This is a genomic window from Streptomyces sp. NPDC042371, assembly GCF_056437465.1.
Map to the genome: position 1 here is coordinate 14,091 of NZ_JBWKAP010000010.1, position 14,267 is coordinate 28,357.

Consider the following 14,267-nt stretch of genomic DNA (forward strand, 5'->3'; position numbering starts at 1 on the left):
TATGAACGAGCGCGCCGCCCCGGGGAGTTGATCCACCCGGGGCGGCGCCGTCTGTCACCGCCCTCAGCCGCGAGGGCGGTCCGTGCTCGGTGTCCGAAAGGGACGTACGGGTTTACGGGAAGGTCACCTTCCAGCTGTTGATGTAACCCGTGTCCTGCCTGGCCACGTCCTGAACGCGCAGCTTCCAGGTGCCGTTGGCCACCTCGGACGAGGCGTTGACCGTGTAGGTCTCCTTGACGTTGTCCGCCGAGTCGGAGGAGCTGGCCGCCTTCAGCGGGTAGACCGACCCGTCGGGGGCGAGCAGGTCGACCTTCAGGTCACCGCGCCAGGTGTGCACGATGTCCACGCCGACCTTCAGCGCGCTCGGCGCGTTTCCGCTGCGTCCGGTGACGTTGACCGACGAGGTCACCGCGGCGCCCGCGTCCGGAATGTTCACGTCCGTGGTGTTCTCGAAGGACGTGCCGGGGGGCTCCTCGCCGCCGGGGCGGCTGCCGACGTTCACGGCCGCCCAGGCGTGGGCGACGGCCTTGTACTCGTTGCTCGTGGTGCCGTACAGCTCACCGGCCGCCGCGAGCGTCCCGGTGCGGGCCGCCGCGTAGTTGGTGGTCGTGGTGAACTTCGTGGTGAGCGCCTTGAACCAGATCAGCGAGGCCTTGTCCCGGCCGATGCCGGTCACGGGCAGCCCGTCGGAGGTCGGCGAGTCGTACTGGACGCCGTTGATCTCCTTCTTGCCGCTGCCCTCGCTCAGCAGGTAGTAGAAGTGGTTGGCGACACCCGACGAGTAGTGCACGTCGATGTTGCCGATGCCCGAGTACCAGGAGTCCTTGGACCCGCCGTCCTTGGAGGGCTTGTCCATGTAGCGCAGCGGGGTGCCGTCGCCGTTGATGTCGATCTTCTCGCCGACGAGGTAGTCGCCCTTGTCGGAGGCGTTGTTGGCGTTGAACTCCACGGCCGCCGCGAAGATGTCGGAGGTGGCCTCGTTCAGGCCGCCGGACTCGCCGCTGTACGTCATGTTGCCGGTCGCCGCCGTCACGCCGTGCGTCATCTCGTGGGCCGCCACGTCGATGGACGTCAGCGGCGCGGCGTTGCCCGAGCCGTCGCCGTACGTCATGCAGAAGCAGGAGTCCTGCCAGAAGGCGTTGACGTAGTTGTTGCCGTAGTGGACCCGCGAGTACGCGCCGACACCGTCGCCGCGGATGCCGGTGCGGCCGTGCACGTTCTTGTAGTAGTCCCAGGTGAGCTGCGCGCCGTAGGCGGCGTCCGCGCCCGCGGTCTCCGCGTTGGAGGCCTGCCCGTTGCCCCAGACGTCGTCGGGACCGGAGAAGAGCGTGCCGGTGCCCGATGAGCCGTGGTTCAGGTTGTACGTCTTGTGGTTGCCGCGGCCCGAGTCGGTCAGGTTGTACGTGGAGCCCGACTGGACGGAGCCGACCGTCACCTGGCCGCTGTACTGCGTGTTGCCCGTGCCGTTCTCGACGCCCTGCCACTGGAAGAGCTTCTTGCCGGTGGCCGCGTCCGTGATGACGTGCAGCTCGTTCGGGGTGCCGTCGTGCTGCAGCCCGCCGACCACGGTCTCGTACGCGAGGGTCGGCTTGCCCTTGGCCATCCACACGACCTTGCGCGGCGCCCGGTCCGCGTCGGTCTTCTTCGAACCCTCGGCCTTCGCCGCGCCGAGCGCCTGCTTCTCGGCGGCCGACGCCTTGATGTCCGCGCTCGTGTCGACGCCCTTGAGCTGCGCCTTGGCGGCCTTCGTGACGCTCTCGGTCTTCCCGGACTTGGCGGTGTCGACCACCAGGTCGCCGCCGAGGACGGGCAGGCCGTCGTAGGTGCGCTCGTAGCGGGTGTGGACCGTGCCGTCACGGTCCTTCGCGACGTCGCGGACGACCAGCTTCTCCTTGGCGCCCAGGCCCAGGTCCTCGGCGGTGTCCGCCTTGGTGGCGTTGGCGTCGCGGATGAGCTCCGCGCGCTGGGCGGGGGAGAGCTTGGCGGCCAGGGCGCCGGGGTCGACCTTGCCGAGCTTCTGGGCCGCCGCGGGGCTCGCCTTGACGGCCGGGTCATCGGCCGAGGCGGGGCCTGCCTGAACGGCGACCGCCAGAAGGGCGGCGACGGCGGAGAGGGCCCCGACGGCGGTCGCACGAGTGCGGACCGAACGAGTGCGGGGGGTGTGTCTGTGGGAGGTGTTTCTCAACACGGACTCCTTCTGCGCGGCCGCGGGGGTGCGCGGCCAGAGCTACCGGGCGGCTGGATCGCCGTCCGGGCAGAGCAAGGCGGAACGCAGAACTGGGCGGTGCACAACGGGTATTGCGTGAAGAGAAACCGTCGCCTTGTTGAAAGCCGTGCGGCGGTCGAGGGGAAGAGTGGCACCGGAGGGCACCTGTTGTCAGGTGCGCATCAGTAGTTGGCCGGATTCAGTCCGTTGGCCGGTGGCGCGCGTTCGGTATCCGGAGTCGCGGCGGGGGGCCTGGGGCGGAGCGCCCGGAGGCCGTGCGGGGCCTGGACGTGTGAGGGTCACGCTCTCACACGGGTGTCTTGCGGAGTCCTGTTCGAAAGTGCTGCGCGACGCCGTGATCGGTGATGTGTGGCCGTATTTCGCCGGTGGCTCAGTTCTGTGGCGGATGGGAGGAATAGTGGCGATTGATACCCATGGGGGCCGGAGTGGGAGGTGTTCGCGCCGAGTTCATCCGCGGCGCCCGCGCTCCTCCCGCGGATCGATCCACAACGCCTCGCCCAGGGCGCACCATTGGCCGCCCGCGGTCGACACCGCCACGCCCATCGTGTGCTTGCGGCCCGCCGTGGAGATCGGCCAGGCGTGCGTGATGTGCTCCTCGCCCGCGGCCACGGGGCGCAGCAGCGTCGCCGTGAGCGAGGCCGTGACCGCGCCCGGCCGAAGGCTCCCCGCGTGCACGCCCGCCCAGGCCGTCGGGCAGTCGAGGACGGCCCAGAGCAGCTCTTCCCGCAGCAGCCCGCGTGCGTCGGCGAACGCGGGATGCGCGGTCCACGCCGTCGCCACCACGTCGCGGCCGGGCACCGGCATGCAGTGCTGGCGCAGGCCCCGGCCCGGTGGGCGCGGCCCGCAGCCGAAGCAGTCGACCACGGTCCCGTCCTCGGCGAGCCCCGTAAGACCGGTGGTGCGGAACGCCTCGGTGGCCGCCGCGGCCTGCTCCCAGGACGGCGCGTCCGGGGCGCCGGACACGGGCAGGTCGGGCGCGGGCGTCGCCGTCGCGAGCACGGCACCCTTCTCGTCGGTCAGCCTGGCCCCGCCGCCCGCGAGGCCCCCGAGCAGGAGGGGAGCGTCCACCGGGGTCGCGGCCCGGAAGTCCACCCGGACCGTGCGGGCCGCCGCGCGCCCTGCGAGCACCCCGGCGACGTACCCGCCGAAGGCGACGCCCGGGTATCCCTGATGGCTCGTGGGCACGGTGAGCACGTCAAGGGCTCCGCTCGGGTCCTGCTCCACGTCTGTGCGTGTGTCGTCGCTCATCCCGTCAGCTCACCACACTGTCCCGCCAGGCCCGGTGCAGGTCGGCGAACGCTCCCGTGCCCGCGATGAGTTCGTCGGGGCTGCCGTCCTCCACGATCCTGCCGTGCTCCATGACCAGGACCCGGTCGGCGATCTCCACCGTGGAGAGGCGGTGGGCGATCACCACGGCCGTGCGGCCGCGCAGCACCGTGTGCATCGCGCGCTGCACCGCCCGCTCGCCCGGGATGTCCAGCGAGCTGGTCGCCTCGTCGAGTATCAGCACCGCGGGGTCGGCGAGCAGCGCCCGCGCGAAGGCCACCAACTGGCGCTGGCCCGCGGAGATCCGGCCGCCTCGCTTGCGTACGTCCGTGTCGTACCCGTCCGGGAGCTGCATGATGAAGTCGTGGGCGCCGATGGCCTTGGCGGCTCGCTCGATCTCCTCGCGGGTGGCGTCCGGGCGGCCGATCGCGATGTTCTCCGCGACGGTGCCGGAGAACAGGAACGCCTCCTGCGTCACCATGACGACCCCGCGCCGCAGTTCGGCATGGGCGAGGTCCCGCAGATCGACGCCGTCCAGGAGGACGCCGCCCTCCGTCGGGTCGTAGAAGCGGGCGAGCAGCTTCGCCAGCGTGGACTTGCCCGCCCCCGTGGAGCCGACCACGGCGACGGTCTGCCCGGCGGGCAGCGTCAGGTCGAAGCGGGGCAGGATCTCGCCGCCCGTGCGGTAGGCGAACCGCACCCCTGCGAAGCGCACCTCGCGGCCCGGGTGGTCGGTCTCCAGGGCGGGCAGCGGGCGCGCGACGGAGGCGTCGGGCTCGGGCACGGTCGGGGTCTGGGCGAGCAGCCCCGCGACCTTCTCCAGGGACGCGGCCGCCGACTGGTAGGAGTTGAGGAACATGCCGAGCCGGTCGATCGGGTCATACAGGCGCCGCAGGTACAGCACGGCGGCGGCCAGCACGCCGAGCGCGAGTCCGCCGTCCGCGACACGGTGGGCGCCCCACAGCACGATGGCGGCCACCGCGGTGTTGGCGACCAGCCGCGAGCCGACGACATAGCGGGCCATCTCCAGCATCGCGTCGCCGTTGGTCCGCTCGTGGCGGTGGTTGAGCACACCGAACTCCGCGTCGTTGGCCCGCTCCCTGCGGAAGGCCCGCACCGGCCGGATGCCGTTCATGGTCTCCGCGAACTTCACGATGACGGCGGCGATGGCGGTCGACCGGTTGCGGAACATCACTCCGGCGCGCCGCTGGTAGAGGCGGATGAGGAGGTACAGCGGGACGAAGGAGGCAACCGCCACCGCGCCGAGCCCCAGGTCGAGCCAGAGCAGCATCGCCGAGATGTAGACGAAGGACAGGATGACCGTGAGGAGTTCCTGCAGTCCTTCGCTGAGCAGCTCGCGCAGCGACTCGACGTCGGTGGTGGAGCGGGAGATGAGGCGGCCCGAGGTGTACCGCTCGTGGAAGTCGACGCTGAGCGCCTGCGCGTGCCGGAAGATGCGGCCGCGCAGATCGAGCAGCACGTCCTGGTTGACGCGTGCGGAGGCGATGATGAACGCGTACTGGAGCGCGCCGGACGCGGCCGCGCAGCACAGGAAGCCGACGCCGATGGCTGTCAGCGGGCCGTAGTCGTCGGCGCGCACGGCGGGCACGCCGCGGTCGATGGCGTACGCGACGAGCAGCGGCCCCGCCTGCACGACGGCCTGCTGCAGGAGCAGCAGGACGGCGGCGAGCGCGACGCGGCGGCGCAGCGGCGAGAGCAGCGAGAACAGCAGGGCGCGGGTGGCGCCCGCAGGCGCGGGGAGCTCGTCCTTGTCGAAGGGGTCGTCCGCCCCGGCGGACGGGTCGGGGAGGTCGGGTTCGTCGTCTCCCTCCGGGCCGAGGGGCTTCTCCTGGACGGATCCGGACGCGGACACGGTCATCGGGTGGCCTCCTCGGTGGGACGGCCGGTGGGGTGGCCAGTGGTGGGGGTGGACGGGGCCCCGGGTTCGGTCTCGGTCTCTGGCTGTCCCTCTGTCCCTGTCCCTGTCCCTGTCCCTGGCTCTGTCTCTGTCTCTGTCCCTGCTCCTGACATCAGCCAGGCGTACTCCGCGTTCTCCCGCAGCAGTTCCTGGTGGGTGCCGACGGCGGCGACGCGGCCGCCCGACAGCAGGGCGACACGGTCGGCGAGCAGCACCGTGGAAGGGCGGTGGGCGACGATCAGCGCGGTCGTGTCCACGAGGACCCGCCGCAGCGCCGCCTCCACCAGCGCCTCCGTGTGGACGTCCAGCGCGGACAGCGGGTCGTCGAGGACCAGGAAGCGGGGGCGTCCCACGACCGCGCGGGCCAGGGCGAGACGCTGGCGCTGGCCACCGGACAGGCTCAGGCCCTGCTCGCCGACCTGGGTGCCGGTGCCCTGCGGCAGGGCGTGCGCGAACCCGGCCTGCGCCACGTCGAGCGCGCGGTCCAACTCGACGTCGCCCGCGCTCTCCTCGGCACCCATCAGCACGTTCTCGCCGACCGTCGCGGAGAACAGGGTGGGTTCCTCGAAGGCGACGGCCACGAGGGTGCGCAGGTGCGCGCGGTCCATCGCGGTGATGTCCTCGCCGTCCAGCGTGATGCGGCCTCCGGTCACCTCGTGCAGCCGGGGCACCAGCGCGGTGAGCGTCGTCTTGCCGCTGCCGGTCGCGCCGACCAGCGCCATGGTCTCGCCGCGGCGCACGTGCAGATCGACGCGGGCGAGGACCGCGGGGGCGTCCGCGGGCGCGTCGGGGTACCGGAACTCCACGCCGTCGAACCGCAGTCCGCCGCCGTCCGCCGCATCCCCCTCCCGCGGCTCGGCCACCGTGTCGCTCTCCGGCTCCGCGTCCATCACCTCGAAGTACCGTTCCGTGGCCGTCGCCGACTCCTGGCTCATCGCGAGCAGGAAGCCGATCGACTCCACCGGCCAGCGCAGCGCGAGCGCCGTCGACAAGAAGGCGACCAGCGTGCCCGCCGAGAGCCCGTCGTCCGCGACCCGCACCGTGCCGAGCACCAGCGCCGCCCCGATGGCGATCTCGGGGAGTGTCACGATCACGCCCCAGATCGCGGCGAGCAGCCGCGCCTTGACCATCTCGGTGCCGCGCAGCGTGCGCGACAGCTCACGGAACGCCCGCGCCTGCGTGCGGTGGCGGCCGAAGCCCTTGATGATGCGGATGCCGAGCACGCTCTCCTCGACGACCGTCGTCAGATCGCCGACCTGGTCCTGCGCCCGCCGCGCCACGGCGGCGTAACGCCCCTCGAAGTACGCCGTCGCGATCACCATCGGCACCACGGGAGCGAGCAGCACCAGCCCGAGCGTGAAGTCCTGCGCGAGCAGGATGATCACGCCGACCACGATCGTCGCGCCGTTGACCAGCAGGAACGTCATCGGGAAGGCGAGGAACAGGCGGATCAGCATCAGGTCCGTCGTGCCGCGCGAGAGCAGCTGACCGGACGCCCACCGGTCGTGGAAGGCCACCGGGAGCCGCTGCAGATGGCGGAAGAGGTCCGCCCGCATCGACGCCTCCACGCTCGCGAGCGGCCGGGCGACCAGCCACCTCCGCAGCCCGAACAGCAGCGCCTCCGTGACGCCGAGCAGGAGGAGCAGCAGGGCTCCCAGCCACACCCCCGTCGGATCCCGGTCGGCCACCGGGCCGTCCACCATCCACTTCAGCACGAGGGGGAAGACGAGCCCCGTGCAGGAGGCGACGATCGCGACAAGTGCCGCGATGATCAGGCGAGTTCGCACCGGCCGCACATACGGCCAGAGCCGCAGCAGCGTCCGTACGGTGGACCGATCCTTGGCAGGGGCATCTGATTTCGACATCAGGAGCGAGCCTACGGATCGCCACTGACAGAACCCACCGAGTTTCGGACCGTACGAGGTACTGCGCTGGGCCTAGGCCCGGGGCCCGAGCCGGTGCCGCCGAGCACGCCTGCACCTCAGGTACTGAAGTGCTACGCCCTAAGGCCGATGCCCGCCCGTGGTCACTCCCACGACGGACCTGACACCTCGTCACCGCTGGTGACGACCTTGATCCCGCCGCTGCCTAGCGTCTGAGACGTGACCGCGACCGTCCTCAGCCCCGGCCCCAGCCCCGTGTCCGGGCCCGAGCCCAGCCCCCTGCCGCGCCCGCCCCTGCCCGCGTCCGTGCCGACGCCCGCGCTCGGCACGATCGGCCCGGCCGTCCTCGCCCTCTTCCTCGGCCTCTGGGGCATCACCCGCGAGAACAGCATGTGGCGCGACGAGGCCGCGACTTGGGAAGCCGCCCACAGATCGCTGCCCGACCTCGCGCACATGCTGGACGGGACCGATGTCGTCCACGGCGTCTACTACCTGTTCGTGCACGGCGTCTTCACCGTCTTCGGGGACAGCCTCGTCGCCCTGCGGCTGCCCTCCGTCCTCGCCATGGCCGGTGCCGCCGCCGCGGTCGCCGCGATCGCCCGCAGGCTGGCCGGGCCCCGCACGGGCGTCGCGGCCGGTATCGCCTTCGCCCTCGTGCCGAGCACCCAGCACTACGCGCAGGACGGACGTTCGTACGCCCTGGTGGTGGCCGCGGTGGCGGTGGCCACGCTGCTTCTCGTGACCCTGGTGGACGGCCGCGGGGGACCGGGCACGGCCGCTCGCCGCTGGGTCGGGTACGCGGCGGCCATGCTCGTCGCCGCGCTGCTCAACTGGTTCTCCCTGCTCGCCCTTCCGGCCCATGCGGTGACCGTCCTCATGGCGCACCGGCGCGGCACGGCCCCGCTCCTGACCCGCTGGCTGACGGCGGCCGCGGCGGTCGTCACCGGTGCGCTGCCGATCGTCCTGATCAGCCGCTCCCAGTCCGAACAGATCGCCTGGATACGCCCGCTCACCTGGTCGACCGCACTGGCGCCGCTGCTCGTGCTGGCCCTGGGGCTGCTGTGCGGGCGCCTGTCGCGACGGCGTGCGGGGGCCGCGGCGGCGCCCCGTACCGCGTCGACCACCCCCGCGGTCTCCGTCGTCCCCGCGGTCTCCGTCGCCTCCGTCGGCCTGCCCCTCCTCGCGTTCCCCGTCCTCGCCCTGATGCTCGTCTCACTGGTCAAGCCGCTCTACATCGACCGCTACGTCCTCTTCGCCAACCTCGGGCTCGGCCTGCTCGTCGGCGCCGCGACCGGCGCACTCGTACGCTCCTGGCGGCCCCTCACCGCACTCGTCCTCGCCGTCTTCGCCGCGCTGCTGCCGCTCCAGCTCGACCTGCGCTCCCCGCAGAGCCGCGTCGACGACGTCCTGGCCCCCGCCGAGACGGTGGCCAAGGCGGCCCGGCCCGGCGACGGCGTGCTCTTCATCCCCTCCCTGCGCCGCGACACCGCCGAGGTGTCGCCCGGCTCCTTCATCGGCCTCGACGACCTGGCGCTCGCCCAGAGCCCCACCGCCTCCGGCACGCTCCAGGGCAGGGAGGCCGCGCCCGCGCACATCCGCAGGGCGATGCTCGGCAAGCACCGCATCGTGGTCGTCACGGATGCCGAAGGACACGGCGACTCCGGCGGCGCGCGCGACACCGTCAAGCGCCGGGTCCTGGTCGACCACTTCACCCGCTGCGCGGACACGGAGGTGCGCGGCCGCCGCGTCCAGGCCTACGAGCGCGGCCGGAGCTGCGCCGCGGGACCCGCGGGGTCGTAGTCCCCCATCAACCGATCGGTTGATGTCTCTTCGAGCGCGATGGGCGATGCCCGCACCCCCGCCCACCGGCGATTCTCGACGCATGCCCCTCATCGAAGTGCACGGACTCAAGAAGGCCTACGGCGGACGCACCGTCGTCGACGGTGTCTCCTTCGCCGTCGAGGAGGGCGAGATCTTCGGGATACTCGGCCCGAACGGCGCGGGCAAGACCACCACCGTGGAGTGCGTCGAGGGCCTGCGCACCCCCGACTCCGGTGTCGTCCGCGTCGCGGGGCTCGACCCCGCCGCCGACCACGCACGCCTCACCCGCATCCTCGGCGCACAGCTCCAGCAGAGCGAGCTCCAGCCGAAGCTCACCGTCCGCGAGGCCCTTGAGCTGTACGCCGCGTTCTACCCGAACCCCGCCGACTGGCGGCCGCTCGCCGAACGCCTGCGCCTGACCGAGAAGCTCGACAGCCGCTTCGGCAAGCTCTCGGGCGGCCAGAAGCAGCGCCTGTTCATCGCGCTCGCCCTCATCGGCAACCCGAAGGTCGTCGTCCTGGACGAGCTGACCACCGGCCTCGACCCGCGCGCCCGCCGCGACACCTGGGAGCTCATCGAGGACGTGCGCGGCAGGGGAGTCACGGTCCTGCTCGTCACCCACTTCATGGAGGAGGCGCAGCGCCTCTGCGACCGCATCGCGGTCATCGACAAGGGCCGGGTCGCCGCCCTCGACTCGCCCGCCGGACTGATCAGCCGGTCCGCGAGCTCCACCGTCATGTCGTTCACGCCGTCCGCGCCGCTGGACGAGCGAGCCCTCGCGGGACTGCCCGCCGTCACCTCGGTCGAGCAGCACGACGGCCGCTACACCCTGAACGGCACCGACGAGACCGTCGACGCCGCCATCACCCTGCTCGCCCGCCACCACATCACCGCGCACCAGCTCCGCGTCGCCGACGCCACGCTGGACGACGCGTTCCTCGACCTGACGGGAGTATCGGCATGACCGCCGTCGCTGCACCGCACGCCACCGGCAGCAGCGGTGGTTCCGCCGTCCTCAAGGCGGAGTTCCGCCTCTTCCGCCGCGAACCCGGCGCCCTCTTCTGGATCATGGCGTTCCCCACGATCCTCCTCGCCATCCTCGGCTCCATCCCCTCCTTCCGCGACCCCACCGACTCGCTCGGCGGCAACCGGATGGTCGACGCGTACGTACCCGTCACGGTGCTGATCGGCCTGATCATGGCGGGGCTGCAGGCGATGCCGCCGCTCATCACCGGCTACCGCGAGCGCGGCATCCTGCGCCGGATGTCCGCGACCCCGGTGCGACCCTCCGCCGTCCTCGGCGCGCAGATGGGCATCCACGGCGGGGCCGCCCTCTTCTCCTCGCTGCTCTCCCTGGCCGTGGGGCGGCTCGCCTTCGACGTGGCCCTGCCGGGCCAGGTCTTCGGGTACGTCCTCGCGCTGCTCCTGGCCATCCTGTGCGGGCTCGCCCTGGGCGCCCTGGTCTCCGCGCTCGCCCGCACCACGAAGGCCGCGTCCGCGATCGGCTCCGCCGTCTTCTTCCCGATGATGTTCAGCGCGGGCGTCTGGCTGCCGGTGCAGGCGATGCCCGACACGCTCGCCCACATCATGGAGGTCACCCCGCTCGGCGCCGCCTCCCAGGCCCTCAGTGAGGCCGCCGCGGGCGACTGGCCCGGCTGGACCCACCTGGGCGTCCTCGCCCTGTGGGCCGTGCTCCTGACGGCGGGGGCCGCGCGTTGGTTCCGGTGGGAGTGACCGACCACACTTGGCCCGTGAGCACGAGCACGGCAGACGCCACGGAACTGATCGAACAGCGCTGGGGAATGTTCCACCGCTGGGGGCCGTACGCCCTCCTGGGCTTCGGCCTCCTGATGTCGATCGCCACGAGCGGCGTCGTCGGCATGGACCGGCGCGACTGGTACGTGGCCGGGTCCCTGGTCGCCGCGGGCGCCGTACTGCAGGTGTGGCGCGGCAGGAAGGTCCACTCCGAGCGGGGCCCGACGCCCGCGTCCGTCGTCTACTACGGGCTGCGCTGGGCGATCGCCTTCGTCCTCACCTGGCTCAACCCGTTCTTCGCGTTCTACGCCGTGGTCGGCTACTTCGGCACCGAGCGGATGCTGCCCCCGCGCCTGGTCAAGCTCGGCCGCTTCGCCACCGCCGTCATCATGGCGGGCTCCCAGTCCGGCGGGCTGCCGCCGGACGACGAACTCGGCTGGGTAGTCTTCGGCGGACTGCTCGCGGTGAACATCGCCCTGCTCATCGTCTTCGCCCACCTCGCGGAACAGGAGGACCGGCGCGCCCTCGACGCGGCCGCCACCATCACCGAGCTGGAGCGCACCAACACCGCGCTCCAGCAGGCGATGGACGAGAACGCCGCCCTGCACTCCCAGCTCCTCGTCCAGGCACGGGAGGCGGGCGTCGCCGACGAGCGGCGCAGGCTCGCCGCCGAGATCCACGACACCATCGCGCAGGGCCTCACCGGCATCATCGCCCAGCTCCAGGTCGTCTCGGGCGCCCGCGACGAGAAGCTGGCCCGCGAGCACCTGGACCGGGCCGCCGACCTCGCCCGGCACAGCCTCGGCGAGGCCCGCCGCTCCGTCCACAACCTGTCGCCCGCGCCCCTGGAGCACGACAGGCTCCCCGAGGCGCTGGAGAAGACCGTCGCCCAGTGGGCGGAACGCACCGGGGTGCGCGCCGACTTCACCGTCACCGGCACCGCCGAACACCTCCACGACGAGATCGAGGCCACCCTCCTGCGCATCGTCCAGGAGGCCCTCTCCAACACCGCCCGGCACGCGGGCGCGGCCCGCCTCGGCGTCACCCTGTCCTTCATGAGCGACGAGGTCATCCTGGACGTGCGCGACGACGGCCGCGGCTTCGACCCCCTCGCCACCGTGGAGCGCACCGGCACCGGCGGTTTCGGCCTCGACGGCATGCGGGCCCGCGCCGAACGCATCGCAGGATCGCTCACCGTGGAGTCCGAGGCGGGCGGCGGCACCGCGGTGTCCGCTCGCGTACCGTTGGTGCGCCATGAGCACTGAAGTGATCACTCTCATCGTCGTCGACGACCACCCCGTCGTCCGCGACGGCCTGCGCGGCATGTTCCAGTCGGCCCCCGGCTTCCAGGTCCTCGGCGAGGCGTCGGACGGCGTGGAGGCGGTGGCCCTGGCCGCCGAACTCGACCCCGACGTCGTCCTGATGGACCTGCGGATGCCGGGCGGCAGCGGCGTCGACGCGATCACCGAGCTCACCCGCCGCGGCGCCCGCGCCCGCGTCCTGGTCCTCACCACGTACGACACCGACTCCGACACGCTCCCCGCGATCGAGGCGGGCGCGACCGGCTATCTGCTCAAGGACGCCCCGCGCGACGAGCTGTTCACCGCGGTCCGGGCGGCGGCCGAAGGGCGCACCGTCCTCTCGCCCGCCGTCGCGTCCCGCCTCGTCTCACGCGTGCGTGCCCCCGGCAACGAGCCGCTGAGCACCCGTGAGAGGGAGGTGCTCGCGCTCGTCGCCAAGGGCACGTCGAACCGTGAGATCGCCGCCGAACTCTTCATCAGCGAGGCCACGGTCAAGACGCATCTCACCCACATCTACGGCAAGCTGGGCGTCAAGGACCGTGCCGCGGCCGTGGCGACGGCGTACGGCCGCGGCATCCTCGGCTGACCCGCGAGCCCGGGTCCGCTACGCCTGCTGCCAGAGCGCCGGAGTGCTCGGCGGCTCCCAGCCGGGCTGCGCCTGGTGGCCCTGGAGGCAGCGGTACGTGGAGCCGCCGTAGGTGACCGTGTCGCCCGCGGCGTACACCTTGCCCGCCGCCCAGGTGCCGCCCGGCTCGGGGTCGCCGGGGCCCGGGTCGCCGCCGCCCGTGGTCTTCAGCGTCAGACCGAACTGCTGCAGGAGCGGGTTGATGGGCTGGTGGTAGGTCGTGCCGCCGCTCGAGCAGTTGCCCGAACCGCCCGAGGTGACGCCCTGTGCCTGGCTCCCGGAGATGAAGGAGCCGCCCGAGTCGCCGGGCTCCGCGCAGACCGTCGTCCTGGTCACCCCGCTGATGGTGCCCTCGGGATAGGTGACGCTGGTGTTGTGCTGCGAGATCGTGCCGCAGTGCCACCCCGTAGTGGAGCCCGACCTGCAGATCGACGCACCCACCGGGGACTGGGTCGAGCCCCCGACGCCGACCCGCTGGCCGCCCTGGCCCTTCACGTACGGGGTGGCGGTCCACTGCGTGTTCGTGGCGACCCAGGCCATGTCGTTGCCGGGGAAGATGGAGGCCTGGAACGTGCCCTGGGCCACCTGGTTGTACCCACTGGTCGCCGTGCCCGCACGTCCGCAGTGCCCCGCCGTGGCGAAGCCCTGCTGGGTGCCCCTGGTGATCGGGAAGCCGATGGAACAGCGGCCGCCGCCCATGTAGTACGCCTCGCCGCCCACGAGGTCGTACAGCGGACGCGGCCGCTCCGCGCTCCTTTCCACGCGTATGAGGGAGGCGTCCACACCCGACGCCGAGACGAGTGACTTCGCTGCGCTGTTCCTCAGGGCCCGCACCACGACCGCGTTGGAGCGCACGTCGACGTACCAGACGGGCGCCTCACGCGGCGCCGCCCTGCGTGCCGCACGGTCCAGGCGGGCCTTGGCCGCGTCCAGTTGAGCGACCGAGTGATCGACGACCGCGGCCCGCGCGCCCCGCGCCTCGATCGCGGGCACGTCGCCGGAGTCGGTGGTCGCCACGGTGAGCCCCGCGGAGGTGGCGCCGTGCACCCAGGCGCCCGCGAAGTCACGGCCGAGCGCGTTGTGCAGGGCTCCCGCGACGGCGCCGGCCTCGGCCTCGTTGACCAGACGGGCCTCGGCCTGCGCCGACGTGAGGCCGAGGTCGCGCTGCATGGCCTTCAAGACTCCGGGAGAGGTCTTGTCGACGGCGGCGCTCTCGGCGGGGGAGAGCCGGGGGGAGGTGGGGGAAGCGGAGGAAGCGGAGGAAGCGGAGGAAGCGGAGGAAGCGGAGGGGGAAGCGGACGCGGCGCCGGGCAGCCCGGCGAAGACCAGCGCACCTGCCGCGGCGACCGCGGCACACGCGGCGGCGACACGTCTGTGATGGGTGGGGAGCATACGAGGTCTCCTCGATCTGCCAAGGACGAGCGGGGATCGCCCACACGGTAGAAGCCTCAACAGCCCCCACCCAGCTGTC

Annotated in this window: 10 protein-coding genes; 5 read left to right on the forward strand and 5 right to left on the reverse strand. The window is 72.3% G+C overall.

Translation table 11 applies throughout. The features are described 5' to 3' along the window. Positions 1-112 precede the first annotated feature (112 nt). The 4 genes from AC068B_RS28590 to AC068B_RS28605 form a co-directional block, all read right to left on the reverse strand. Positions 113-2,188, reverse strand: coding sequence for a M4 family metallopeptidase (locus tag AC068B_RS28590; RefSeq protein WP_478674509.1), 2,076 nt, complete (start codon positions 2,186-2,188; stop codon positions 113-115). 486 nt (positions 2,189-2,674) lie between these two features. After that, a complete protein-coding gene (locus tag AC068B_RS28595; protein ID WP_478674510.1) occupies positions 2,675-3,475 on the reverse strand; it encodes a hypothetical protein in 801 nt (266 codons plus the stop codon). A 4-nt stretch (positions 3,476-3,479) separates the two neighbouring features. Further along, complete coding sequence (locus AC068B_RS28600) at positions 3,480-5,372, reverse strand: ABC transporter ATP-binding protein (protein ID WP_478674511.1); 1,893 nt, start codon at positions 5,370-5,372, stop codon at positions 3,480-3,482. Further along, entirely contained in the window at positions 5,369-7,276 is a 1,908-nt protein-coding gene (locus AC068B_RS28605) for an ABC transporter ATP-binding protein (RefSeq protein ID WP_478674512.1), read from the reverse strand. The genes AC068B_RS28600 and AC068B_RS28605 overlap by 4 nt, the downstream gene beginning before the upstream one ends. 237 nt (positions 7,277-7,513) lie before the next feature. Here AC068B_RS28605 and AC068B_RS28610 point away from each other — a divergent pair, with 237 nt between their 5' ends. The 5 genes from AC068B_RS28610 to AC068B_RS28630 all read left to right on the forward strand — a co-directional run bounded on the left by AC068B_RS28610 (position 7,514) and on the right by AC068B_RS28630 (position 12,757). After that, positions 7,514-9,094 carry a glycosyltransferase family 39 protein gene (locus AC068B_RS28610; RefSeq protein ID WP_478674513.1) on the forward strand — a complete coding sequence of 527 codons (1,581 nt, stop codon included), beginning with the start codon at positions 7,514-7,516 and terminating at the stop codon, positions 9,092-9,094. An 82-nt stretch (positions 9,095-9,176) separates the two neighbouring features. Continuing rightward, positions 9,177-10,079: an ABC transporter ATP-binding protein gene (locus tag AC068B_RS28615; RefSeq protein WP_478674514.1), complete on the forward strand. Its 903-nt coding sequence runs from the start codon at positions 9,177-9,179 to the stop codon at positions 10,077-10,079. Beyond that, positions 10,076-10,849 carry an ABC transporter permease gene (locus AC068B_RS28620; RefSeq protein ID WP_478674515.1) on the forward strand — a complete coding sequence of 258 codons (774 nt, stop codon included), beginning with the start codon at positions 10,076-10,078 and terminating at the stop codon, positions 10,847-10,849. The genes AC068B_RS28615 and AC068B_RS28620 overlap by 4 nt, the downstream gene beginning before the upstream one ends. 68 nt (positions 10,850-10,917) lie before the next feature. Then, entirely contained in the window at positions 10,918-12,135 is a 1,218-nt protein-coding gene (locus AC068B_RS28625; RefSeq protein WP_478674740.1) for a sensor histidine kinase, read from the forward strand. Next, the gene (locus AC068B_RS28630) at positions 12,125-12,757 is read left to right on the forward strand and encodes a response regulator (RefSeq protein WP_478674516.1); all 633 of its coding nucleotides are present in this window, start codon (positions 12,125-12,127) and stop codon (positions 12,755-12,757) included. Before AC068B_RS28625 ends, AC068B_RS28630 begins: the two co-directional genes overlap by 11 nt. An 18-nt stretch (positions 12,758-12,775) precedes the next feature. On the opposite strand, the gene AC068B_RS28635 is transcribed toward AC068B_RS28630, so the two are convergent. After that, on the reverse strand, positions 12,776-14,188 hold the full coding sequence (locus AC068B_RS28635) for a carbohydrate-binding protein (protein ID WP_478674517.1): 1,413 nt from the start codon (positions 14,186-14,188) through the stop codon (positions 12,776-12,778). Positions 14,189-14,267: the final 79 nt, after the last annotated feature.

Bases quoted from the DNA above. Each gene is read 5' to 3' on its own strand.
- AC068B_RS28620 (WP_478674515.1), top strand. From the start codon at position 10,076: ATGACCGCCGTCGCTGCACCGCACGCCACCGGCAGCAGCGGTGGTTCC.
- AC068B_RS28630 (WP_478674516.1), top strand. From the start codon at position 12,125: ATGAGCACTGAAGTGATCACTCTCATCGTCGTCGACGACCACCCCGTC.
- AC068B_RS28600 (WP_478674511.1), bottom strand. From the start codon at position 5,372: ATGACCGTGTCCGCGTCCGGATCCGTCCAGGAGAAGCCCCTCGGCCCG.
- AC068B_RS28595 (WP_478674510.1), bottom strand. From the start codon at position 3,475: ATGAGCGACGACACACGCACAGACGTGGAGCAGGACCCGAGCGGAGCC.
- AC068B_RS28605 (WP_478674512.1), bottom strand. From the start codon at position 7,276: ATGTCGAAATCAGATGCCCCTGCCAAGGATCGGTCCACCGTACGGACG.
- AC068B_RS28625 (WP_478674740.1), top strand. From the start codon at position 10,918: ATGTTCCACCGCTGGGGGCCGTACGCCCTCCTGGGCTTCGGCCTCCTG.
- AC068B_RS28635 (WP_478674517.1), bottom strand. From the start codon at position 14,188: ATGCTCCCCACCCATCACAGACGTGTCGCCGCCGCGTGTGCCGCGGTC.
- AC068B_RS28615 (WP_478674514.1), top strand. From the start codon at position 9,177: ATGCCCCTCATCGAAGTGCACGGACTCAAGAAGGCCTACGGCGGACGC.